At 67.1% G+C, this 17324-nt stretch carries 22 protein-coding genes and 1 pseudogene; all 23 read right to left on the reverse strand.

Annotated elements, in window-relative coordinates:
• Positions 1-5 precede the first annotated feature (5 nt).
• The 23 genes and pseudogenes from ABUE31_RS12460 to ABUE31_RS12570 all read right to left on the reverse strand — a co-directional run bounded on the left by ABUE31_RS12460 (position 6) and on the right by ABUE31_RS12570 (position 17255).
• Complete coding sequence (locus ABUE31_RS12460) at positions 6-671, reverse strand: response regulator transcription factor (protein WP_367723922.1); 666 nt, start codon at positions 669-671, stop codon at positions 6-8.
• A gap of 57 nt (positions 672-728) precedes the next feature.
• Positions 729-983 carry a hypothetical protein gene (locus ABUE31_RS12465; RefSeq protein ID WP_367723923.1) on the reverse strand — a complete coding sequence of 85 codons (255 nt, stop codon included), beginning with the start codon at positions 981-983 and terminating at the stop codon, positions 729-731.
• A gap of 77 nt (positions 984-1060) precedes the next feature.
• A complete protein-coding gene (locus tag ABUE31_RS12470; protein ID WP_367723924.1) occupies positions 1061-1267 on the reverse strand; it encodes a hypothetical protein in 207 nt (68 codons plus the stop codon).
• A 24-nt stretch (positions 1268-1291) separates the two neighbouring features.
• Entirely contained in the window at positions 1292-5185 is a 3894-nt protein-coding gene (locus ABUE31_RS12475; RefSeq protein ID WP_367723925.1) for a baseplate multidomain protein megatron, read from the reverse strand.
• A gap of 16 nt (positions 5186-5201) precedes the next feature.
• Positions 5202-5642, reverse strand: a complete 441-nt coding sequence (locus ABUE31_RS12480; protein WP_367723926.1) for an NlpC/P60 family protein — start codon at positions 5640-5642, stop codon at positions 5202-5204.
• Positions 5639-6529 carry a phage/gene transfer agent baseplate hub protein gene (locus tag ABUE31_RS12485; protein ID WP_367723927.1) on the reverse strand — a complete coding sequence of 297 codons (891 nt, stop codon included), beginning with the start codon at positions 6527-6529 and terminating at the stop codon, positions 5639-5641. The genes ABUE31_RS12480 and ABUE31_RS12485 overlap by 4 nt, the downstream gene beginning before the upstream one ends.
• A complete protein-coding gene (locus tag ABUE31_RS12490) occupies positions 6526-7176 on the reverse strand; it encodes a phage distal tail protein, Rcc01695 family (protein WP_367723928.1) in 651 nt (216 codons plus the stop codon). Before ABUE31_RS12490 ends, ABUE31_RS12485 begins: the two co-directional genes overlap by 4 nt.
• 69 nt (positions 7177-7245) lie before the next feature.
• On the reverse strand, positions 7246-7821 hold the full coding sequence (locus tag ABUE31_RS12495; protein ID WP_367723929.1) for a phage tail tape measure protein: 576 nt from the start codon (positions 7819-7821) through the stop codon (positions 7246-7248).
• Positions 7811-8041 carry a rcc01693 family protein gene (locus ABUE31_RS12500; RefSeq protein WP_367724173.1) on the reverse strand — a complete coding sequence of 77 codons (231 nt, stop codon included), beginning with the start codon at positions 8039-8041 and terminating at the stop codon, positions 7811-7813. Before ABUE31_RS12500 ends, ABUE31_RS12495 begins: the two co-directional genes overlap by 11 nt.
• Entirely contained in the window at positions 8038-8379 is a 342-nt protein-coding gene (locus ABUE31_RS12505) for a gene transfer agent family protein (protein ID WP_367723930.1), read from the reverse strand. Before ABUE31_RS12505 ends, ABUE31_RS12500 begins: the two co-directional genes overlap by 4 nt.
• The gene (locus ABUE31_RS12510) at positions 8376-8786 is read right to left on the reverse strand and encodes a phage major tail protein, TP901-1 family (protein WP_367723931.1); all 411 of its coding nucleotides are present in this window, start codon (positions 8784-8786) and stop codon (positions 8376-8378) included. The genes ABUE31_RS12505 and ABUE31_RS12510 overlap by 4 nt, the downstream gene beginning before the upstream one ends.
• Positions 8787-8841: 55 nt before the next feature.
• Positions 8842-9249 carry a DUF3168 domain-containing protein gene (locus tag ABUE31_RS12515; protein WP_367723932.1) on the reverse strand — a complete coding sequence of 136 codons (408 nt, stop codon included), beginning with the start codon at positions 9247-9249 and terminating at the stop codon, positions 8842-8844.
• A complete protein-coding gene (locus ABUE31_RS12520; RefSeq protein ID WP_367723933.1) occupies positions 9233-9421 on the reverse strand; it encodes a hypothetical protein in 189 nt (62 codons plus the stop codon). Before ABUE31_RS12520 ends, ABUE31_RS12515 begins: the two co-directional genes overlap by 17 nt.
• Positions 9418-9753, reverse strand: a complete 336-nt coding sequence (locus ABUE31_RS12525; protein WP_367723934.1) for a phage head closure protein — start codon at positions 9751-9753, stop codon at positions 9418-9420. The genes ABUE31_RS12520 and ABUE31_RS12525 overlap by 4 nt, the downstream gene beginning before the upstream one ends.
• Complete coding sequence (locus ABUE31_RS12530) at positions 9753-10322, reverse strand: head-tail connector protein (protein WP_367723935.1); 570 nt, start codon at positions 10320-10322, stop codon at positions 9753-9755. The genes ABUE31_RS12525 and ABUE31_RS12530 overlap by 1 nt, the downstream gene beginning before the upstream one ends.
• Positions 10323-10492: 170 nt before the next feature.
• A complete protein-coding gene (locus ABUE31_RS12535; protein WP_367723936.1) occupies positions 10493-11737 on the reverse strand; it encodes a phage major capsid protein in 1245 nt (414 codons plus the stop codon).
• Positions 11734-12399 carry an HK97 family phage prohead protease gene (locus ABUE31_RS12540; protein ID WP_367723937.1) on the reverse strand — a complete coding sequence of 222 codons (666 nt, stop codon included), beginning with the start codon at positions 12397-12399 and terminating at the stop codon, positions 11734-11736. The genes ABUE31_RS12535 and ABUE31_RS12540 overlap by 4 nt, the downstream gene beginning before the upstream one ends.
• A 169-nt stretch (positions 12400-12568) precedes the next feature.
• Complete coding sequence (locus ABUE31_RS12545; RefSeq protein WP_367723938.1) at positions 12569-12871, reverse strand: DUF6107 family protein; 303 nt, start codon at positions 12869-12871, stop codon at positions 12569-12571.
• Between the two features lie 113 nt (positions 12872-12984).
• Entirely contained in the window at positions 12985-13131 is a 147-nt protein-coding gene (locus ABUE31_RS12550) for a hypothetical protein (protein WP_367723939.1), read from the reverse strand.
• Positions 13132-13312: 181 nt separating this feature from the next.
• Complete coding sequence (locus ABUE31_RS12555; protein ID WP_367723940.1) at positions 13313-13681, reverse strand: hypothetical protein; 369 nt, start codon at positions 13679-13681, stop codon at positions 13313-13315.
• A gap of 643 nt (positions 13682-14324) precedes the next feature.
• A pseudogene (locus tag ABUE31_RS12560) lies at positions 14325-15485 on the reverse strand (phage portal protein); the annotation flags it as partial.
• A 41-nt stretch (positions 15486-15526) separates the two neighbouring features.
• Complete coding sequence (locus ABUE31_RS12565) at positions 15527-16753, reverse strand: DNA-packaging protein (protein WP_367723941.1); 1227 nt, start codon at positions 16751-16753, stop codon at positions 15527-15529.
• A gap of 31 nt (positions 16754-16784) precedes the next feature.
• Positions 16785-17255 (reverse strand): hypothetical protein, encoded by a 471-nt coding sequence (locus ABUE31_RS12570; RefSeq protein ID WP_367723942.1) that lies wholly within the window; start codon positions 17253-17255, stop codon positions 16785-16787.
• Between the last annotated feature and the right edge of the window lie 69 nt (positions 17256-17324).

A 17324-nucleotide genomic window follows, 5' to 3' on the forward strand; every position in this document is an offset into this window, starting at 1 on the left:
TCCCGCTACGCCTCGGGCTCGCGCATGCGGTAGCCCATGCCGCGCACGGTCTCGATCATGTCGACGCCCATCTTCTTCCTGAGTCGCCCGACGAAAACCTCGATCGTATTGGAATCACGATCGAAATCCTGATCGTAGAGATGTTCGACCAGTTCGGTGCGCGACACCACCTCGCCCATGTGGTGCATCAGGTAGGCGAGCAGCCGGAACTCGTGCGACGTCAGCTTGAGCGACCTGCCGTCGATGTCGGCTTTCGATGCCTTGGTATCCAGCCTCAACGGCCCGCAGGTGAGTTCCGACGATGCGTGGCCCGCCGCACGGCGGATCAGCGCGCGAACCCGGGCCAGCACCTCTTCGATGTGGAAGGGTTTCGTCACATAGTCGTCGGCCCCGGCGTCGATCCCGGCCACCTTGTCGCTCCAGCGGTCGCGCGCCGTCAGGATCAGCACCGGCGTCTTCTTGCCGTCGCGGCGCCAACGCTCGACCACGCTGATGCCGTCCATCTGCGGCAGCCCGATATCGAGCACGACCGCATCGTAGGGCTCTGTGTCGCCGAGGAAATGGCCTTCCTCCCCGTCGAAAGCCTTATCGACGACGTAGCCGGCATCCGTCAGCGCCTCGACGAGCTGCCGGTTGAGGTCCTTGTCATCCTCGACGACGAGTATGCGCATGGGAAGATCCTGTTGCAGGGATGGGGTCAGGCGCTGGCATGGCGACGCCGGCCCGGATCAATTCGCCGGCACCGTGAATTCCTGGCGGCGCGGTCGTCCGCCGTCCTTGCCGGGAACCAGCACGACGATGACGCAGACCGTCTGCCCGCCGCGGTTCGACTCGCGCACATTTGCGAGCTGGCCGCCATTCTGGTCGGCGATCTGCTGGCCGATCGAATAGCAGTCCGCGGCCGCCGCCGGCTGGGCGCCGAGCAGCCCGACCAACAACAGGCCGGGCACTGCAAAGCGGGCTATGGCGCGGGACGTCTTCATGACACGCTATCTAGCGCATCCCCGCTGAACGGGGAATGAACGTGGCCGGCAAAAATGCTTCGCCCCGGCGTCATAAGCTACCCGATCCTCCTCTGCGCCCCCAATCTCCCGAAAATCGCAACCAGCCCGCTGATCGCGGTAATCGCCTGCAGCAGCGTATCCGTTAGCGCGGCGTTGTCGAGCCCGGCAACGGGCACGCCCACAATGCCGGCCGACGCCGTCGCGATGGTGATCAGCGAGGCCCAGATCGTGCGCGAGAGGTACCATGGCTTGGAGTCGGTCATCGTTGTTCCCTCGATGGTTGGCGTTCATGCAAGCGAAAGGCGGCGCGTGGCCGGGATGCCCCAGCCGGCCGCCAGGCTGAGCTGGCGCACCGTGACGTCGATCTCACCCGGCGGCGCGCCAAAATCGACGGCAATGTCGGCGCTGCCGTAGACAAACGCGGCGGTCGGCGTCGCTGCAGTACGCACCACCGCCCCGCCGGCATGCGCGATTTCGATCCGGTATTCCTCGCGTTCCTCGCCGAGGGGGATCTCGCTCGCGGTCCAGCTGTCGGCGTCGATGCGCCCGCGACGCTTCCAGGAGATGGCGACATCGCCTGCGCCGGTCCGTGCGGCGCGCAGATGAACAGGCGAAAGCGGCAGCAGCGCGCGCACGCCGCCGACCAGCGCGTGTTCGGCAAAGCTTCCCCCTGACAGGTCCGAACCGTGCGGTCCGACCCGCCAGTTGAGCAGCAGACCGCTTTCGCTGGCGACGAGGCCTGCCGCCTGAACCGCTTCGTCGAGCACCACCAGATGCGCGCCCGTCGCCGCTCCGGCGGCCATCGCGTCTTCGGTGCCGAGCTGTCCGCGCAGAAGGGAGCCGAGCCGCCAGATCTCGGGCGCCACCTCCTCGGCCGTCTCGAACTGCACAACCTCCCAGAGCCCGTCCGCCGCGCGCACGGCAACCACGTTCGCACCGTTGAGCAACAGTGCGCGGCTGACGCTGGAAAACGCGCCGCCGAAAAGCTCGACTTCGATCTCGGCCGAGCGGTCGATACGGCCGACGACGCCCGGGGCCAGCGGCGCCGTCAGGACGCCGACATCGGCCGGCAGTCCGATCGTCGTGCGCTGCGCGAAGCCGGTGCCCTCGGGCGACGCGAAGACAGCCTGGCTCTTCCAGGGCGTCTGCCAGGCGCAGACGCGAAACTGGTCCTCCATCGGACCCGGCCCCGCACCGGCGGGCAGATCCAGGAACAGGGCAAGCGGCTGGCCCACCACCGGCGGCACGGTCGAAGCCGCCCCCGGATTGGACGACCGCCAGGGCGTTCCGGGTCCCCGCAGGACCTGCTTGGCCGAGATTCTGCGGACGAGGCCGTCCTCGATCTCGGTGACCAGCCAGTCGTTCTGCGAATCCGGCAGGCGTACCAGCGCGCCCGGCACGACGCTCCCGTCCGGCTGGGGGATCGCAAAGGCGACGCGTTCGCGCTCGCTCCAGACCCGTTGCAGCCAGTCGGCGGCGAGCGCCCTGCCCTGACCGGCCTCGAGGACGCCGGGAAAGCCGATCGCATGCTGCCTGCTGCCGGACGCGCCGGCGCGCGTACGACGCACCGAGACGGCCTGGTGCGAAACCATCGGGTCGCGAAAGCCGAGAACCGCCTCGACGGGCAATTGATGGTCGGGCGTGCGAACCGTCTCGACGACCGGCGCGTTTCCATCCGAGACCAGTTCGGAAAGCTCGATCGGCCCCGATGCCGCGGCCTCGCTGCGGAACGCCAGCCCCGACGGCGTTTCCAGAACAGCCAGCCCGAACAGGTCGGCAAGCGCCTCGATCGCCGACCGCGCCGAGCCCGGCGCGTCGATGACATAGCCCTGCACCGTCCCGCCAGCGCCGTCCACCGATGCCGGCGGCAGTCCGTGGTCGGCGAGGATCGCGTTGATCAGTTCACCCGTCGTCGGATTGGCCAATCTCCCGTTCAGCCAGTGGCCGTAGTGCCAGTTGCCATGGTCCGACCAGCGCTCTGAGCGCAGCGGGAAAGCCGGATACGGTCGCGCGTCCCAGGCCCAGACGTAGAGCCGCCGCGGATCGACCATGCGGCCCGCAAAGAGCGACGAGGCCGGATTGGCGGCTGCCTCGAAGCCGGGGGCCGTCGGATCCCAATAGCGATGATGAGCGGCAAGGAAGGACTGCTGCGCGAGGTCGCTGCGCCCGCCGCTGGAGAAATGCGGCAATGTGCTTTCCGCGGACTTCGGATCGGAAAACACGTTGGGCTGGTTGGGTCCCTTGTCGGTGGCCGGGCAGCCCAGCTCGGTCAGGAAGATTGGCTTGCTCTGAGGGACCCAGGCGGTCGGCGTGGCCATCTCCGCGCCCCCGATGCGGTCGTGATGCAGACTGGACCACCAGCCCTTGAGGTCCTTGCAGCGGAACACCCACGGCTTTCCGAATGCGCCATCCGTGATGGCAACGCGGTCGCGCGACTGGCGCGCGGCGAATGTCGGGTAGTACCAGTCGAAGCCCTCGCCGCCGGCGATCTGGGCGCGTAGGCCGGCCGGATCGTAGGGACCTGAAAATCCGTCCGGGTTGCCAGTGGAATGATCGGCGTCGCGCCAGTCGGACAGCGGCATGTAGTTGTCGATGCCGACCGCATCGACATCGGGATGGGCCCACAGCGGGTCGAGGTGAAAGTGGACGTTGCCCGTTCCGTCGAGGGGGTGGTAGCCGAAATACTCGCTCCAGTCGGCGCCGTAGGTGATTTTCGTCGCGGCCCCCAGGAACCCGCGTGCCTCCGCGGCCAGGACGCAAAGCGCCTCCACGAACGGAAATGCGTCGTTCTCGTCGCGCAGCGTGGTCAGGCCGCGCAGTTCGCTTCCGATCAGAAAGGCGTCGATCCCGCCGGCCGCCTGCGCCAGCTTGGCATGATGCAGCACGAAGCGTCGGAAACCCCATTCGTCCGTGGGTCCGGAAAAGTCGACCGTGTTCTGCAGCACAGAAAACTGCCCCGGCGCCGCGTCGCCGCAGAAGCCTGCAACCTGCGTGCGGGCTGCGGCTGTGCGGTCGGCCGTACCGGGCATCTGCGGTGCGGGATCGCAGGCAATGCGCCCACGCCAGGGGTACGCCGGCTGGGTCGGGCCTCCATAGGGATCAGGCAGCGTATTGCCGGCCGCAACGTCCATCATGATGAAGGGATGAAGTGTGACCTTGAGGCCGCGCGCCTTGATGTCGGCGATCGCGTCCATCACGCTCCGGTCGGACGGCGTGCCGCCATAGGCCGCGCCTCCGTCGTGGGTGGAGACCACCATCGCCGATCCGCGCGCGACGCCCGACACCCGCCAGTTGGCGGAAAAGCCGGCTCCGTTGTCGGTCGTCACGCCCGGGCGGATCCGGCACGACCCGGCCCGGAGGTCGTCGCCGAACCATGCGACGACCACGGCCACGTGCTCGAGGTTGGGGCACAGCATCTGCAGTTCGTCGAGCGACGCCGTCAGGTCGGTGCCTTCGAGCAGGGTATGGCGGTTGACGGCCTCGGTCTCGCCTTCGCGCCGGCGGCGCGTCACAAGGGAAGGCGAAAGGCCATACTCGGTCGCGCCAGGAATCAGCGTGACGGCGCGGATTCTCGGCGGTAGTTCGCCGACCACCCGGATCACCTCGAACTGGAACTGGGGGATGCGGTTTCCGAAGTCAACGAGTGCGAAGCGCTCGATCACCACATAGGCTGTTCCCCGATAGGCAGGGGCGTTGTCCGCTCCCTGCTTCGCCGAAATCAGCGGGTCGAGTTGCTGGTTCTCGCCTCCAGGGTGGACGCGCAACTCGATCCTGTCGCGGTCGATTTCCCGCCCGTCGGCCCAGATGCGCCTGATACCGGCAATTTCGCCCTCGCAGAGCGCAAAGGCGACGTTGGCGAAATAGCTGTATTCGGTGATCTTGGGGCCAGTCTTTCCGCCCTCGCGCCTGGTCGTGCGCTTCTCCTGGAAGCGGGTCGCCCAGATCATGATGCCGCCCAGGCGGGCCGTGCCGTAGAGGCGAGGCAGCGCGATCCCCTCCTCTGCGGTGAAGGGGCGGGCGCCGGAAAGCCTCGGCCCCTCGAAGCGGCGCGTTCCGTTTATCAGCGCCTGGTCGATCGTGTAGCCGGCAAGCGCGCCGGCGGCGGCGCCGATCGCGGTTCCGATCGGCCCGAGCAGGCTGCCGATCGCCGCGCCGGCTACCTGCAGCAGTACGGTCGCCATGCCGGGCCCCCTTGGTTCAGACGTGTTCGGGAAAGGCGAAGACGCCGGCGATACGCCGACGCCACTGCGGAGCCAGCACCGACGCCGACACAGCCATGCCCTCGTAGGCGTGCACGAAGCGGCCGGCCCCGATGAGTATCCCGGCATGTTTGGCCTGCAAATGCGGGCGCCAGCGGAAGACCATCACGTCTCCCGGCGCCATCGCGCCGCGCGGCTTCTCGACGAAATGCCGTCTTGCCGCTTCAAGCAGCCTCTCGGATCCTCCGGCTTCCGCCCAGTCGGCAGCATAGGGGCCGGGACGCTCGGGCAGCCCCCCATGAACCGCGCGCCAGACGCCCAGAACCAGGCCGATGCAGTTGCAGCCGACGCCCTTGCGCCTACCCTGGTGTCGGTATGGCGTCTCGAGCCAGGTCATTGTCTCGGTCACCACTGCGTCGGCGATCCGGTTGCCATTCATGGCACGACCGGTCCGCCGTCGAACCGCCCGCCGTCGACCACATACCCGTAGGCTGCATCATTGCCGGGCAGGTGAGGAAATCCACGAAAATTCAGGGCGTTGGCGAACTTCGCCTTGCACGTGGCAAACGTCTTGTCGCATCCGGCCGTCACCGTGAAGGCATCGCCTCCCATGGGTGCGGAGCCACTGCCCGGCTGCACGACGAGCATCGTCCCGCTTGCGTCCCTGCGATGCTCCTCGACGCGTTGGCTTCGTCCGGCGCCCGATCCCGTCGTCCAGGTGAGCACGCCGTCCGTGAACCAGCCGGGCTCGAACCCGTCGAGGCCGGTCACCGTCAGCGCGGAAGGCGCCTGATGGGCGACAACCGTCCCGGTTCCCCTGAAATCAGGGCCATCCAGGTTGAAGCTGCAACGCGGATCGCCCAGTTCCGCATCGCAACTGCGGCTGACGTAGCGCCCGTTCGGCCGATCCAGCGCGTGCACGAGGCTTTCCAGTTCGGCCACGAACCGCCCGTCCGAGCGCGTGATCTTTCCGACGGTCGCCCTGCGCAGCAGCGCAAGATCCTCCGGTCGCCGCCAGTTCACCAGGAACGTCTCGATCGTCGCCCCGTCGTAGAGGCCGGCGGCGATATCCTCGTCGCGGATGTCGTCGGAGGATAACGCACCTTCGATGTCGACCGTATCCGCCGCCAGGCCCAGCGCGTCGCGCGCCTCGCTTGCGGCAAATCCGGTCTGCGGCGCATAGGACGTACCGCCGACCGTCAGCGACCGGTCGTGGTCGGTGTATCCCGTCACCTGCCCGTCGCCCCGTGTCAGCCGCCAGCAGTGGCAGACCGTCGTCGCCTCGCGGGCAAGATGCGTGGTCAGCGTCTCGGGATAGCCGGTCACAGCCGCACCTCGATCAACGGAATGGACGGAATTTGCCCGGCCTTGAAGGCAGTGATGCTGACGGCGATGCGCTCGGCGTCGAACCGGACAGGCACGTCGAACTCGTAGCCGGCCGTCACGACTTCGCCGACCGCTGCGACACTGTCGGGTGCAAGGACTACCTCACCCGTGGCGAGGTCGAAGCTCCATTGGGCGGGCGCGGTCTTCTCCACGCCGGCCACGGCCACGCGCAGCGTCTCGATGACCGGCCTGGATATGAAGCGTCGGTATGCGTCCTCTCCCTCGCCATACGTCTTGGTCAGCGCGAAACGGGCCGTCGCGCCGTCACCCGTCCCAAGGATCTGGTCTGTCGCTAACGGCAGGTCGTCGGGACGGCAGGACTTCATGTCGAACGGGTCGCGAAAGCGAAACGCATGCAGCGAGCCGCGCCGTGCTTCGAAGAACGCCAGGACGTCGTGCAGGTCCGCAAGTGAGCGCACCCCCGTGCCCGCGTCGTAGTGCCGCCGCGACTGAGAGAAGCGCGCATTGCGCTTCTCACGCCCGGACGTCAGCGCCACGATTTCGTTTCGCCGTTCAGGCCCGCCCGTCGCGCCGAACGAGACAGCGCTGGGGAAGCGCACGTCGTGAAAGCTCGAAAGTTCGCTCATGTGCGTTTCCGTCAGGATTGTGGGTCAGTCGGGCAATGCCCCGGCGCAGGCCCGCGTCGCCTCGACCGATCAGAAGGTTCGCGTTCCCCGCGACACGGCGCGCGCCAGCATTCCCGTCACCTGCGCTTCGGATTTTCGGAACGACGGCGCGTCCGGCGTCGTGACGTTGAAGACGATGTTGACGCCGCCGCCCCCGCCGCCAGCAGCCACGCCCAGGCGTCCGTCGTCCGAGCGCTGCAGGGGCAGGATCGCCTCCGGCCCGGCCTCGCCCATGACGCCGATGTTCCTCCCGAGCGGAAAATACGTCGGAGCCGAGACAACGCCGCCAGACGCGAAGGGAACGGCGTTCCCGGGAACGCCGCCCTTCGCAAAGGGAAGCAGCCCGGACAGTCCGCCGAGCAGGCTGGAGACCAGCCCGCCGGCAAGCGACTGCAGAGGTTTCAGCCCCTGCTCCAGCGCCAGGCCAGCCAGGTTCAGGCCGATCCGCCGCAGGATGTCGTCGAGTTCCTTGCCACTGACCGCCGCGCTCTTCAACGCGCCGGAAAGCTGTGCGCCGAAGCCGGACGACAGCTTCTCCAGCGTCTGCAAGGCATCCTGGAACGGTCGCGTGTCGGCGTCGATCCGCACGGTGACGTCATCGGTCATAGCTTTGCTCCGTCATATCCGGAAATTGCGCCATCAGGTGCTCCAGCTCGCCCCTGCGCGGGGCGGGCGTCCGCCCTCCCCCAAGGGCGCTCATCGCACGTTCCATCTCGCGCGGCGTCATCGACCAGAAATCCCTCGGCGAAAGCCGCAGCAGTCCGAAGCTCGCGGTCATGACGCTGTCCCACGGAAATGCGGTCGTCTTGCCTGCCGCGGCCTTCAGGGGTTTGGCGGGTGGGTCTCCGCGCGCGCCGCGCCGAACGTGGCGACCAGGAGATCGCTGACTATTGCGGCGAAGCCCGCTGCCCCTTCGCCGGAACGCATGGCTCCCACTTCGGCGTCGGCGATATCGTTTCCGGCGCCGCGCAGCCCCGCGCCGATGACACGGATCATGTCGGTCGCCGACAGCCGACCGCGCGAAAAGCGCTCGACCAGCGCGCCAAGGTCATCGGCCGCGAAGGCAGCCTCGAGCTCGGCGAGCGCACCGAGTGTAAGGCAGAGCCGGTACTGTCTGCCGTCGAGATCGGCCGCGATTTCGCCCCGCCTCCTGTTCGCGTTCATGCTGCGGCCGCAAAGCTGATTGCGCCGGCGGATTCCAGCGCCAACTCGAATGTCACCTCGCCGTCGTGGCTGCCGGTATATTCGAGCGCGGTGATCTGGAACGGCCCTTCGACCGTGCCGAAATCGGGAACGACGAGCTGCCAGGCGACGATCTCTCCCGCGAAGAAGCGCTGCCGCATCAACGCATCGGACTGTGCATCCTTGAAAATGCCGGATCCGCTGAGAGCGGCCCGCTGGACACCGGCGCCGGCGAGCAACTCGCGCCAGCGACCGGTCGACTCGGCGTCCGTGATGTCGACGGTCTGGCTGTTGAAGGCGATGCGTCGCGAGCGCAGGCCGGCGACGGTCACGAAGCTGCCGGCATTGTCGATCTTCAATAGAAGGTCCTTGCCCTTCTGTGCGACCATCTTGCGGTCTCCCCTGTTCTGCAGGCCGTCGGCAACAGGCAGGCCTGCCTCTGGTCTAATGCCCTGTTTGCTCGGTCACTGCGCGAAACCGCAGCAGTCCATGATGCGCCTCGTTACGGTCGTCATACCTCGCCTCCGAAAACTCGAGGCGCAGGTTCACCAGGTGGTATCCATCCAGGACCAGTGCGGCTTCGTGCAGCACGGCACGCGCCAGGTCCATGATCTCCAGCGCTTCCTTCTTGCCCTTGCCCTTCGACCAGACATGCAGGGTGAAGAGCTGCTCGGTGCCGCTTTCGCTACCAGTGCTCCAGTCGTAGACGCTCGTGCGGCCGAATGTGATGTAGGGAAAGGCGACGTTCGCCGGCGCGTGGTCGAATATGCGGGCGCCGACCAGGGGCGCCAGCGCGGGGCTCGCACCCAGCGCCGCAAAGATCGCTTTCTGCAGTTCAGCGGCCGGGCTCATGGCCTACCTCCCGCCGGGTGCGCCGCGCCTCCTGGGACAGCAGCACCAGCGCTTCCGCATTGCGCCGCACCGCCCGGTTGCGGATTTCTTCGCGATCCTCGCCGAGCGCATGCATCTTCAGGCGCAGGGCGCGGATCATGCCGTCCATCGTGAGCTGCATGGCGAGGTTCATTGGCCCGCCTCCCTTGCGCGGCAAACGAGGTAGCGCGCGCTGTCGTCCGGATCGTGCGCGGTCACTATGTCGAAAATCCTGCTCTGCTTGACGAAACGCATCCCGCTCGCCACGCCGGGCCGCCAGCGGATCGTCACGCGATGCGTCACCGTCTCCATGGATTGGTCCGCACCGAACACGCTCGACGCCGCCACCGGCTCTATCCTCGCGAACAGGGTCGCGACCTCGATCCAGCTCTGCGAATGCCCGCCTAGTCCGTCGGGCGATACCGTCGAGGCCTGGAGCGATAGCTCTGTTCGCAGCGAGCCTGGATCGACGAACAACGTAGCCATCAAAGTCTCCGGGATCGGTAGGAGGCCACGATGCGGTCATAGGCGGCCGGATAGCCGACCGGCTGCTGGTCGGCACCGAAATGCGCGCGGAATTCATACCAATGCCCAACCAGAAGCAGGATCGCCCGCTTCAGCAGGTCGGGCACGTCGGTGCCCGCCTCGCCGAAGCCGGCGGAAAAATCGATCTCGACGCCATTGAAGGCGCGCAGCGGCTCCGGCTTCGCTTCGAAATGCAGGCGCGCCGGTCGCGACAGCGTGTCGAGCTGGTAGGTGGCGGGAGCGATCAGCGACGCCTCGCCCTCGGTGCCGTACGCCGTCACCGATAGCACCGCGCGCACCGGATGCATCATCAGGAATGCGCACCCGTTGCTCGGCCAGGCATCCAGCGCCAGTCGCCAGCTCTGGTTGATCAGCGCGACGCTCGCCGCGCGCTCCAGGTCCTCCCGCGCGGCGCGGATCAACCCCTGCAGCAACACGTCCTCGCTGTCGTGGGCGATCCTCAGGTGCGCCTTCGCATCGGCAAGCGTCACCGGCTCGGCCGCCGGCTCGACGGTTCGAAAAAGCGTCATGCATTCATCCAGGGTTGTGAAAAGGGACGCGGTCCCGATGGAGGGGCCGGGACCGCGGCGGCAGGCGCCGGGCAACATTTGCGGCTGCGTTCCGGTGCTGCCAATCGGGGCTTGGGCCGGCAAGACTGCACCTCCCGGCCCGACCGGAAGACCACGCCGGCGGTTGGGTATCAGGTCGTGCCGTACTTCAGCAGCTTGATCGCGTCGAAATCCTGGACGCCGCCGCCGACGCGCTTGGTCGTGTAGAACAGCACGTAGGGTTTGGCCGAATAGGGATCGCGCAGCACCCGCACTCCGGTGCGGTCGACGATGAGATAGCCCCGCGAAAAATCGCCGAAGGCGATCGGCGTGGTGTTGGCGCCGGCGTCGGGCATGTCCTCCGCCTCCACCAGCGGGAAGCCCATCAGCGCGGCGCGCTGGCCGGCCGCCGCGGGCGGTTGCCAGAGATAGTTGCCGTCGGCGTCCTTCAGTTTGCGCACCGACGCCTGGGTCTTGCGGTTCATCACCCAGTTGGCGTTCTGCCGATAGCCCGACTTCAGCGCATAGATCAGGTCGATCAGGATGTCGGACGGATTGCTGGCCGGCAGCGCGCCGGAAACCCCGGTCGCGACGTAGCCGATCTGGCCCCAGACCCAGCTCGCCTCCGCAACCTCCGCGTAGTCCAGGAAGCCCTTCGGCTTGTTGACGCCGTCGCCGGAGACGAAGGCGGAGCCCTCCTGCTCGGCGAAGGCAGCCTCGACCTCGCTCGATATCCACTGGTCGAGGTCGACCACCGTGTCCTCGAGCAGGGACGCCGTCGCCGCCGGCATGGCGTAGAGCTCCATCGTCGGGAAGGAGAGTTCGGCGAGCGTGGCCGTGTTCGTCTGCGGGCGCGCCGCCGTCTCGGCCACCCAGCCGACCGCCGGCCCGGTCACCGAGAAGGGCTTCTTCAGAACCGCCGCCGACACCTGCCGCACGCTTGCGATCGAACGGATCGGCGACAGCTCCGCCAGCCTCTTGCCGATCTCGGCTTCGGTCTCGTCCGGCACCAGGTAGCCGCCGTCCTGGCCGGAGCCGTAGGACATCGCCTTGGTGTCGAACGCGCGGATCAGGCGGTCGTCGCCCGATCGCATGTAGCTGTCGAAGGCCTGCTTGTGTTCGGACGGGGCTGCCGGTGCGTCCCTGCCGAGCGCCGGCCGCGCCCGTTTCAGCGAAAGATTGTCGATGGCACGCTTCTGCTCGTCGAGCGCGCGCGAAATGCGGTCGACCTTCTCGACCGTCAGCACGTCTGCGCCTTTGCTTTCCAGTTCGGCCAGGCGGCGGTCGTTGCTGTCCTTGAACGCCTCGAAGGTGGTCATGAACTCGTCGAAGGCTTCCGAGAGTTCGCCGCTCGCCGACTTCACTTCCGGCGCGCGGGCAAGGTTCTGTTCCGTCATCGTATGGTTTCCCATCTCGTTTTGGCTGTCATCATGCGTGTGGCCTCGCGGATCCTGCCCGCCAGGCTTGTCTCCGGCGCTGCGTCCCGCGCGCGCAGAACGGCGAAACCCCTCGCGATCACGCAGCGGGCCTCGCCGCGCGTCAGCCCCGCATCCCGCGTGAGCCAGCTTTCGAATTCCCGTGTCGTCGGCAGCCGACGCCCCTTCACCGTGTCGATGCGCGCCTCGGGCAGCATCGGAAACGTCACCACCGAGATTTCCCAGAGGTCCGCCTCGAGGATACGGCGCACGCCGCTCGCGGCGTCCTTTCGCGCCTTCACCGCGCGAAATCCGATCGACAGGCCGTCGAGCGCGCCACCCTTCATCAGGCTCAGCACATCGCGCGCCCGCGCCACAGCCTTGGTCAGCCGTCCCCGCACGAACAGCCCGCGCGCATCCTCGCGGATCTCGGTCCACACGCCTATCGGCTCGGCCGGATCGTGCTGGAACAGCATGCGGATGCCCGCCGCGCCCCGCGCCCTCAGCGACGCCGAAAAGGCGCCCTTCTCGACAACGTCCTTGCCGAGGTCGACGCGTCCGAACAAGCTCGCATAGCCCGAGAACACGCCGTGCTCTTCGACCGCGTCGAGCGTCAGCCCGACGAATTTGCGTTCGCCGATCATGCTTTTTCCTTTTTTCCATGTCGTGCTGCGGGGCGTCGCCCTCGGCGGTTAACTATCCTCATCCCCGGGCAGGGGGAGAGGTGGCTCGCCCGCAGGGCGAGACGGAGTGGGGGTGCTTCCAGCGTGAAGCTCTTTTGACGTGCGAGTTCTTCCGAAGTGGCCGGCAGCCTTACCGGCGCCGGAACACCCGCAGCAGCGCCCCCAGCGCCCACCAGGCGCACAGGCTCGCCGCCGCTGATCCCATCAACATTGTCTCGACCGGCCCGATCAATCTTTGCACATCAAGTTCGACCGCGATCTTCAGGCCGGCGGTGCCGCCGAAGACCAGCCCGCACACGACCCCAACCGCAAACCGCGCCGCCGCCTCGCGCCGTCCATGCGGCAGGATGTAGGCCAGCGACACGGCCGACCCCGCGACCGCGCCGGCGCCCTTCGCCGCCCATAGCCAGGCGGCGCCGGAAATATCCGTCATGTCAAACTCCCTGCGGTACAGGTTGCACGAACCGCCGCAGCCGAAACGTTGCTCGGCTTCAATACGCCGGCATCACCTCGTCGGCCCGGCCCAAAATCAACTCAGCCTCGCCGTCAATTTTCATGCAGGCAGACAACCGATATGCAGGAAGAGGTAAACTGGATTATTTCTTCCGTCACCGGAAAGGGTGGACGACCACCCGCGAGGTCTTCCACGAAAAACAGGCCATTCTGCATAGCGCGCTTGATTCTATCGGCCATGGAAAAGCTTCCTTAGGTTTCCGCCTTGTCTGGCGCTGCCGCCCCGACCTGCGCCCAAGCGCGTCACACTCGGCGGTCAACCCCTTGACCAGGTCGGCGTCGTACCAGAGCTTCAGCGCCTCGCCGAAAGCCGGGGACAGCTCCTTGATCCTCCCCGCCACATTATTTGTGTCGTATCCACTTAGCCGCCCCAGGCTATAACACTGTCATCTGGATCCACCGTTCTGCTGGTCCAGATTCGGATTCTCGTCTCCAAAGATGGCACAGCGGCGGCCAGGATTTCCTCGTGCTCTACCGTCGAGACAAGGAGACCCTTGGTGGGCGTCTTGATCGTTCCATCGAAAACCGGTGGCCCCGCCATGCCAACCTCTGTTGCGGCCCCAAGGGTAACGCGCGTCTCGCCATCCATGTCAGGAAGGCAGTCCACCGAGATGACTGTATCTGTCGACCGGATTGGCCTGTTTTCCACAAACTCGGGCGCGGCACCGCCGGACGAATCCGAAATAAACAGCAAGGCATTGGGGGGGGCGATCGCAACAGTCTCAGCCATCATATCCCTCCGGCTTATTTCTCTGAAGCCAATTTCCTTGACGACGACTGCAAGTAGCACAATGGGGGAACAAGCGCTGCGCCAGCCCTGTAGAATTCCAGGCATTTGGCAACTGATGATCTAAATAGAAGTTCCCACTCCAAGTCCCGGGATCTTTGGTTCCACAGCCGTGGCATCCGTAGGTTCTGCCAATTCGATTGTTTTCACGGATTTCCTCGGCGGTCCATCTTCTGCTCGGGCTCCGGGCCGGCTGCGACTCTACCGCGTAAGGACCGGGACCAACGCCACCGCGCTGCAATTCGAAAAGCCTGTCCAAAGCCTGGCGCGCTGCGGCCTTGTTCGCGGCGATCTCGCCTTCGACTGTTTCATAGGCGCTTGGTCTGGGTTTCCATCGCGGCTCCAGTTCACGGACTCGCCGTATCGCCGCCTGCATCTGTGCATGGCTGATCTCCAGCCGCGTCGCCTGAGCTGGCGTCACGTCGACCTGGCGCCCGGCGATCTGACGCCTGCCACCTCCTGAACCGCGCGGACGGTTCGCCACCAAGACAACCGAGCCATCCCCATCGTCAGTCCACCGTCCGCCACCCGTCCGCCCTCTCGGCACCCTTGGCTGATCGGCCCGAAACCCCGCCTTGCCGCTCAGCCCGTCTCGCGGCGAGTACCCCACCATCTCCCGCTTCTCGTCGTCGCTGAGGAAGCCCGCCGCGCCGACCCGAGCCCACAGCGCATCGCGCTCGGCCGTCAGCCCCTCGACCAGGTCGGCGTCGTACCAGAGCTTCAGCCTCTCGCCGAAGGCGGGCGCCAGCCAGGTCGAAAACTCCTTGGCCGTGCGCGCCACCAGCGGCAGCACGGTCATGCGGTAGAAGGCGCGGTTGGCCTCCTGGTAGTTGGCATAGGTGTTGTCGCCGGGGATGCCCAGGAGCATCGGCGGCACGCCGAAGGCGAGCGCGATGTCGCGCGCCGCCCCGTGCTTGGCCTCGACGAAATCCATGTCCTTCGGCGTCAGCCCCATCGCCTTCCAGTCGAGCCCGCCTTCGAGCAGCAGCGGCCGCCCTGCCCGCGCCGCGCCCGAATAGCCGTCCTCCAGCTCCGCTTTCAGCCGGTCGAACTGTTCGTCGGATAGGTTGCCGCCCTCCTTCGGCGCATAGACCAGTGCGCCCGACGGCCTTGCCGAATTGTCGAGCAGCGCCTTGTTCCAGCGCCCGGCCGCATTGTGGATGTCGAGCGCCATCAGCGCCGCCTCCAGCGGCGCGAAGCCGTAGTGATCGTCGAGCGGATGGAAGAGCGAAAGCTGCAGCGCGCCCTCGCCCGTCAGTCCCAGGCCGATCCTGCGTTTCGCACTCCCCTCGCGATAGTCCAGCGCGGTCGGCCAGCCGGACGCATCGGTCAGCACCGAGACGCGATCCGGCCGCAGCAGATGCAGTTCGCGCGCATCCCCGCCCGCCTCGACCATTTCGACATAGGCGCTGCCCGAGATCATCAGGTGCCCGTAAAGGGCCTCCAGGAATGATCCGCCCGCCTGGCGCTGGTTCGGCCGCTCGAGCAGGTCGAGCAGCGGATGCGTGTCGAGCTCATCGCCGTCCTCGTAGAGCAGCCAGGGCACCGCCGAGGCCGTCTCCGATATCAGCCGCACCGAGCGGTGCACGACCGGGTTCTTCATGAACCCCTCGCGCGCAAGCGCCGCATAGTCGCGCCGGGTCCAGCGCGCCTCGCCCGCCGCATGCAGCGCGACGAAGCCGAGCCCGCTCTTGTTGTCGGGCGCGACGTTTCCGCCGGCCGCCATCCAGGGCCAGTTCCAAGCCATCGTGTTCTTTCTCTGAAAACCGCCGTGAGCCGGCTGCAAACTCAGAAGTCGCGTATCCTCGGCACCGCGCCGGCCCGCGGCATCAGGTCCGTGATCGCCCAGACCAGCGCGTCCACCCGGTCGGGCGAACGCCCTCCCGAAAGCCCGTCCGGACCGAAGTCGCACATCTCGTCCTCGAGTTCGGCAAACCGCCCGGCATGACGGACCCTGCCCCGGCTGTAGAGCGCCGCGACAGGTTCGGCCCGCAGCCACTTTCCCCGGTTGGCGCGCACCGCCTTGACGGGCACCGTCGCATCCACCGTGCGGATCACCGCCGTCACCATGTCGCCGCCCTGGTTCACCTCGGCGACGATGCAATCCGCTTCGAGGCGGCGGTAGACCGCCACCGCGGCGCTCGCCCAGGCCTGCGGCTGCGCCGCTTTCAGCGTCGCGTCGTCCAGCACCACCGCCCTGCCCTCGTCATCGAGCCCCGCCGCGACGATGCCGCAGGCGTCGGAAGTCTTTCTGGAGCCGGCCGGCGGGTCGACGGCGACCACGATCCGCCGCAGCGCGCCCGCCTCTGCGACCCTGGCGTCGACCAGCATCTCGCGCGACCAAAGCGCGTCCTCGCGATCCTCGATCAACTCGCCTTCCAGTTCCTGCCGCCCGAGCCGTGTGCCGCCGTAGCGTTCTGACAGCGCCGCGAAGAACCCCGCCGACAGGTTCGCCGCGTTTCGCTCGGTCGACAGCTTGGCATGCGTCACCGCCGGATCGGCGATCAGCCGCCTCATCAGCCTGGTCGGCCTCGGGGTCGTCGTGATGATCTGCATCGGGCGCGGGCCGAGCCTCAGTCCGAACTGCAGCATGTCGAACGTCGCCTCGGCGTTCTTCCATTTGGCCGCCTCGTCGCACCACGCGGCCTCGAATTGCGGCCCGCGCAGGCTCTCCGGGTCTTCCGAGGAAAACGCATGCGCGACCGCCCCGCTCGGCCAGACGAGGCGCCGGCGCGATGTCTCGTAGCGCGGCCGTTCGTCGGTGGCGATCGCGCAGATGCCCGACGGCCCTTCGATCATCACCTCGCGCACGTCGCCAAGCGTCTCGCCCACCAGCGCGAAATGTTCGTATCGGTGCCCGCTGGAAAAGGGCGGCATCCCATGCGCCAGCCCGTTCACCCATTCGGCGCCCAGTCTGGTCTTGCCCGACCCGCGACCGCCCGTCACGAGCCAGCAGGCCGGGGCGCCGGCACCGGTATCCTGCTTTATCGGGTATTGCTCCAACCGGGCGGACATGAACCATGCCGCCTCGACCAGATCTTGTCCGTCATTGCCGAAGGTTTCCCTCAGCCATTTTTCCTGCAAGTTCCTGCGCGAGTTCGACGATGCGCTCGTTGACGCGCATGAGGATTGCGGCCCGGTCTTCATCCCGCCTGATCTGCTTTTCCCTGGCGATTTGCTGCGACCGCGCGTCCCCGCCGAGACCGATCAGCCCGTTCAGGCTCCTGATCAGCTGGGACAGCGCGTCGATTTCGCTCTTGTTGATGTTGCCGCCGTTCTCAAGGACGGAGCGCCCGGCCGCCTCGACGCGCTCAAGCAGCATCCCGGCGACCGCACGCACCTTTGCCCCGATCTCGTCCTCGGGCGCGCGGTCGAGACGCCAGCCCTCCCGCTCGGCGATCGCCGCCAGATTCCGCCCGGAGCAACCACTCGCCTGCGCCACCAGTTCGATGGTGGGGCGCGCTCCCTCGATCAGCGCGCGCCTCGCCCGCCACACGGCCAGCGGCCTGCGCTTCATGGTCACGCTCCTTGACGAAATGGGTTCGGCCGATCACCCGGAAGACACCGGCTTTTTCTGCGCCAGCAC

The organism is Mesorhizobium marinum (assembly GCF_040813675.1).
Classification (GTDB): Bacteria; Pseudomonadota; Alphaproteobacteria; order Rhizobiales; family Rhizobiaceae; genus Mesorhizobium_K; species Mesorhizobium_K marinum.

Coding starts and splice junctions, on each gene's coding strand:
- ABUE31_RS12460 (WP_367723922.1), bottom strand. CDS start 671: ATGCGCATACTCGTCGTCGAGGATGACAAGGACCTCAACCGGCAGCTC.
- ABUE31_RS12465 (WP_367723923.1), bottom strand. CDS start 983: ATGAAGACGTCCCGCGCCATAGCCCGCTTTGCAGTGCCCGGCCTGTTG.
- ABUE31_RS12470 (WP_367723924.1), bottom strand. CDS start 1,267: ATGACCGACTCCAAGCCATGGTACCTCTCGCGCACGATCTGGGCCTCG.
- ABUE31_RS12475 (WP_367723925.1), bottom strand. CDS start 5,185: ATGGCGACCGTACTGCTGCAGGTAGCCGGCGCGGCGATCGGCAGCCTG.
- ABUE31_RS12480 (WP_367723926.1), bottom strand. CDS start 5,642: ATGAATGGCAACCGGATCGCCGACGCAGTGGTGACCGAGACAATGACC.
- ABUE31_RS12490 (WP_367723928.1), bottom strand. CDS start 7,176: ATGAGCGAACTTTCGAGCTTTCACGACGTGCGCTTCCCCAGCGCTGTC.
- ABUE31_RS12495 (WP_367723929.1), bottom strand. CDS start 7,821: ATGACCGATGACGTCACCGTGCGGATCGACGCCGACACGCGACCGTTC.
- ABUE31_RS12505 (WP_367723930.1), bottom strand. CDS start 8,379: ATGAACGCGAACAGGAGGCGGGGCGAAATCGCGGCCGATCTCGACGGC.
- ABUE31_RS12510 (WP_367723931.1), bottom strand. CDS start 8,786: ATGGTCGCACAGAAGGGCAAGGACCTTCTATTGAAGATCGACAATGCC.
- ABUE31_RS12515 (WP_367723932.1), bottom strand. CDS start 9,249: ATGAGCCCGGCCGCTGAACTGCAGAAAGCGATCTTTGCGGCGCTGGGT.
- ABUE31_RS12520 (WP_367723933.1), bottom strand. CDS start 9,421: ATGAACCTCGCCATGCAGCTCACGATGGACGGCATGATCCGCGCCCTG.
- ABUE31_RS12525 (WP_367723934.1), bottom strand. CDS start 9,753: ATGGCTACGTTGTTCGTCGATCCAGGCTCGCTGCGAACAGAGCTATCG.
- ABUE31_RS12530 (WP_367723935.1), bottom strand. CDS start 10,322: ATGACGCTTTTTCGAACCGTCGAGCCGGCGGCCGAGCCGGTGACGCTT.
- ABUE31_RS12535 (WP_367723936.1), bottom strand. CDS start 11,737: ATGACGGAACAGAACCTTGCCCGCGCGCCGGAAGTGAAGTCGGCGAGC.
- ABUE31_RS12540 (WP_367723937.1), bottom strand. CDS start 12,399: ATGATCGGCGAACGCAAATTCGTCGGGCTGACGCTCGACGCGGTCGAA.
- ABUE31_RS12545 (WP_367723938.1), bottom strand. CDS start 12,871: ATGACGGATATTTCCGGCGCCGCCTGGCTATGGGCGGCGAAGGGCGCC.
- ABUE31_RS12550 (WP_367723939.1), bottom strand. CDS start 13,131: ATGGCCGATAGAATCAAGCGCGCTATGCAGAATGGCCTGTTTTTCGTG.
- ABUE31_RS12555 (WP_367723940.1), bottom strand. CDS start 13,681: ATGGCTGAGACTGTTGCGATCGCCCCCCCCAATGCCTTGCTGTTTATT.
- ABUE31_RS12565 (WP_367723941.1), bottom strand. CDS start 16,753: ATGTCCGCCCGGTTGGAGCAATACCCGATAAAGCAGGATACCGGTGCC.
- ABUE31_RS12570 (WP_367723942.1), bottom strand. CDS start 17,255: ATGAAGCGCAGGCCGCTGGCCGTGTGGCGGGCGAGGCGCGCGCTGATC.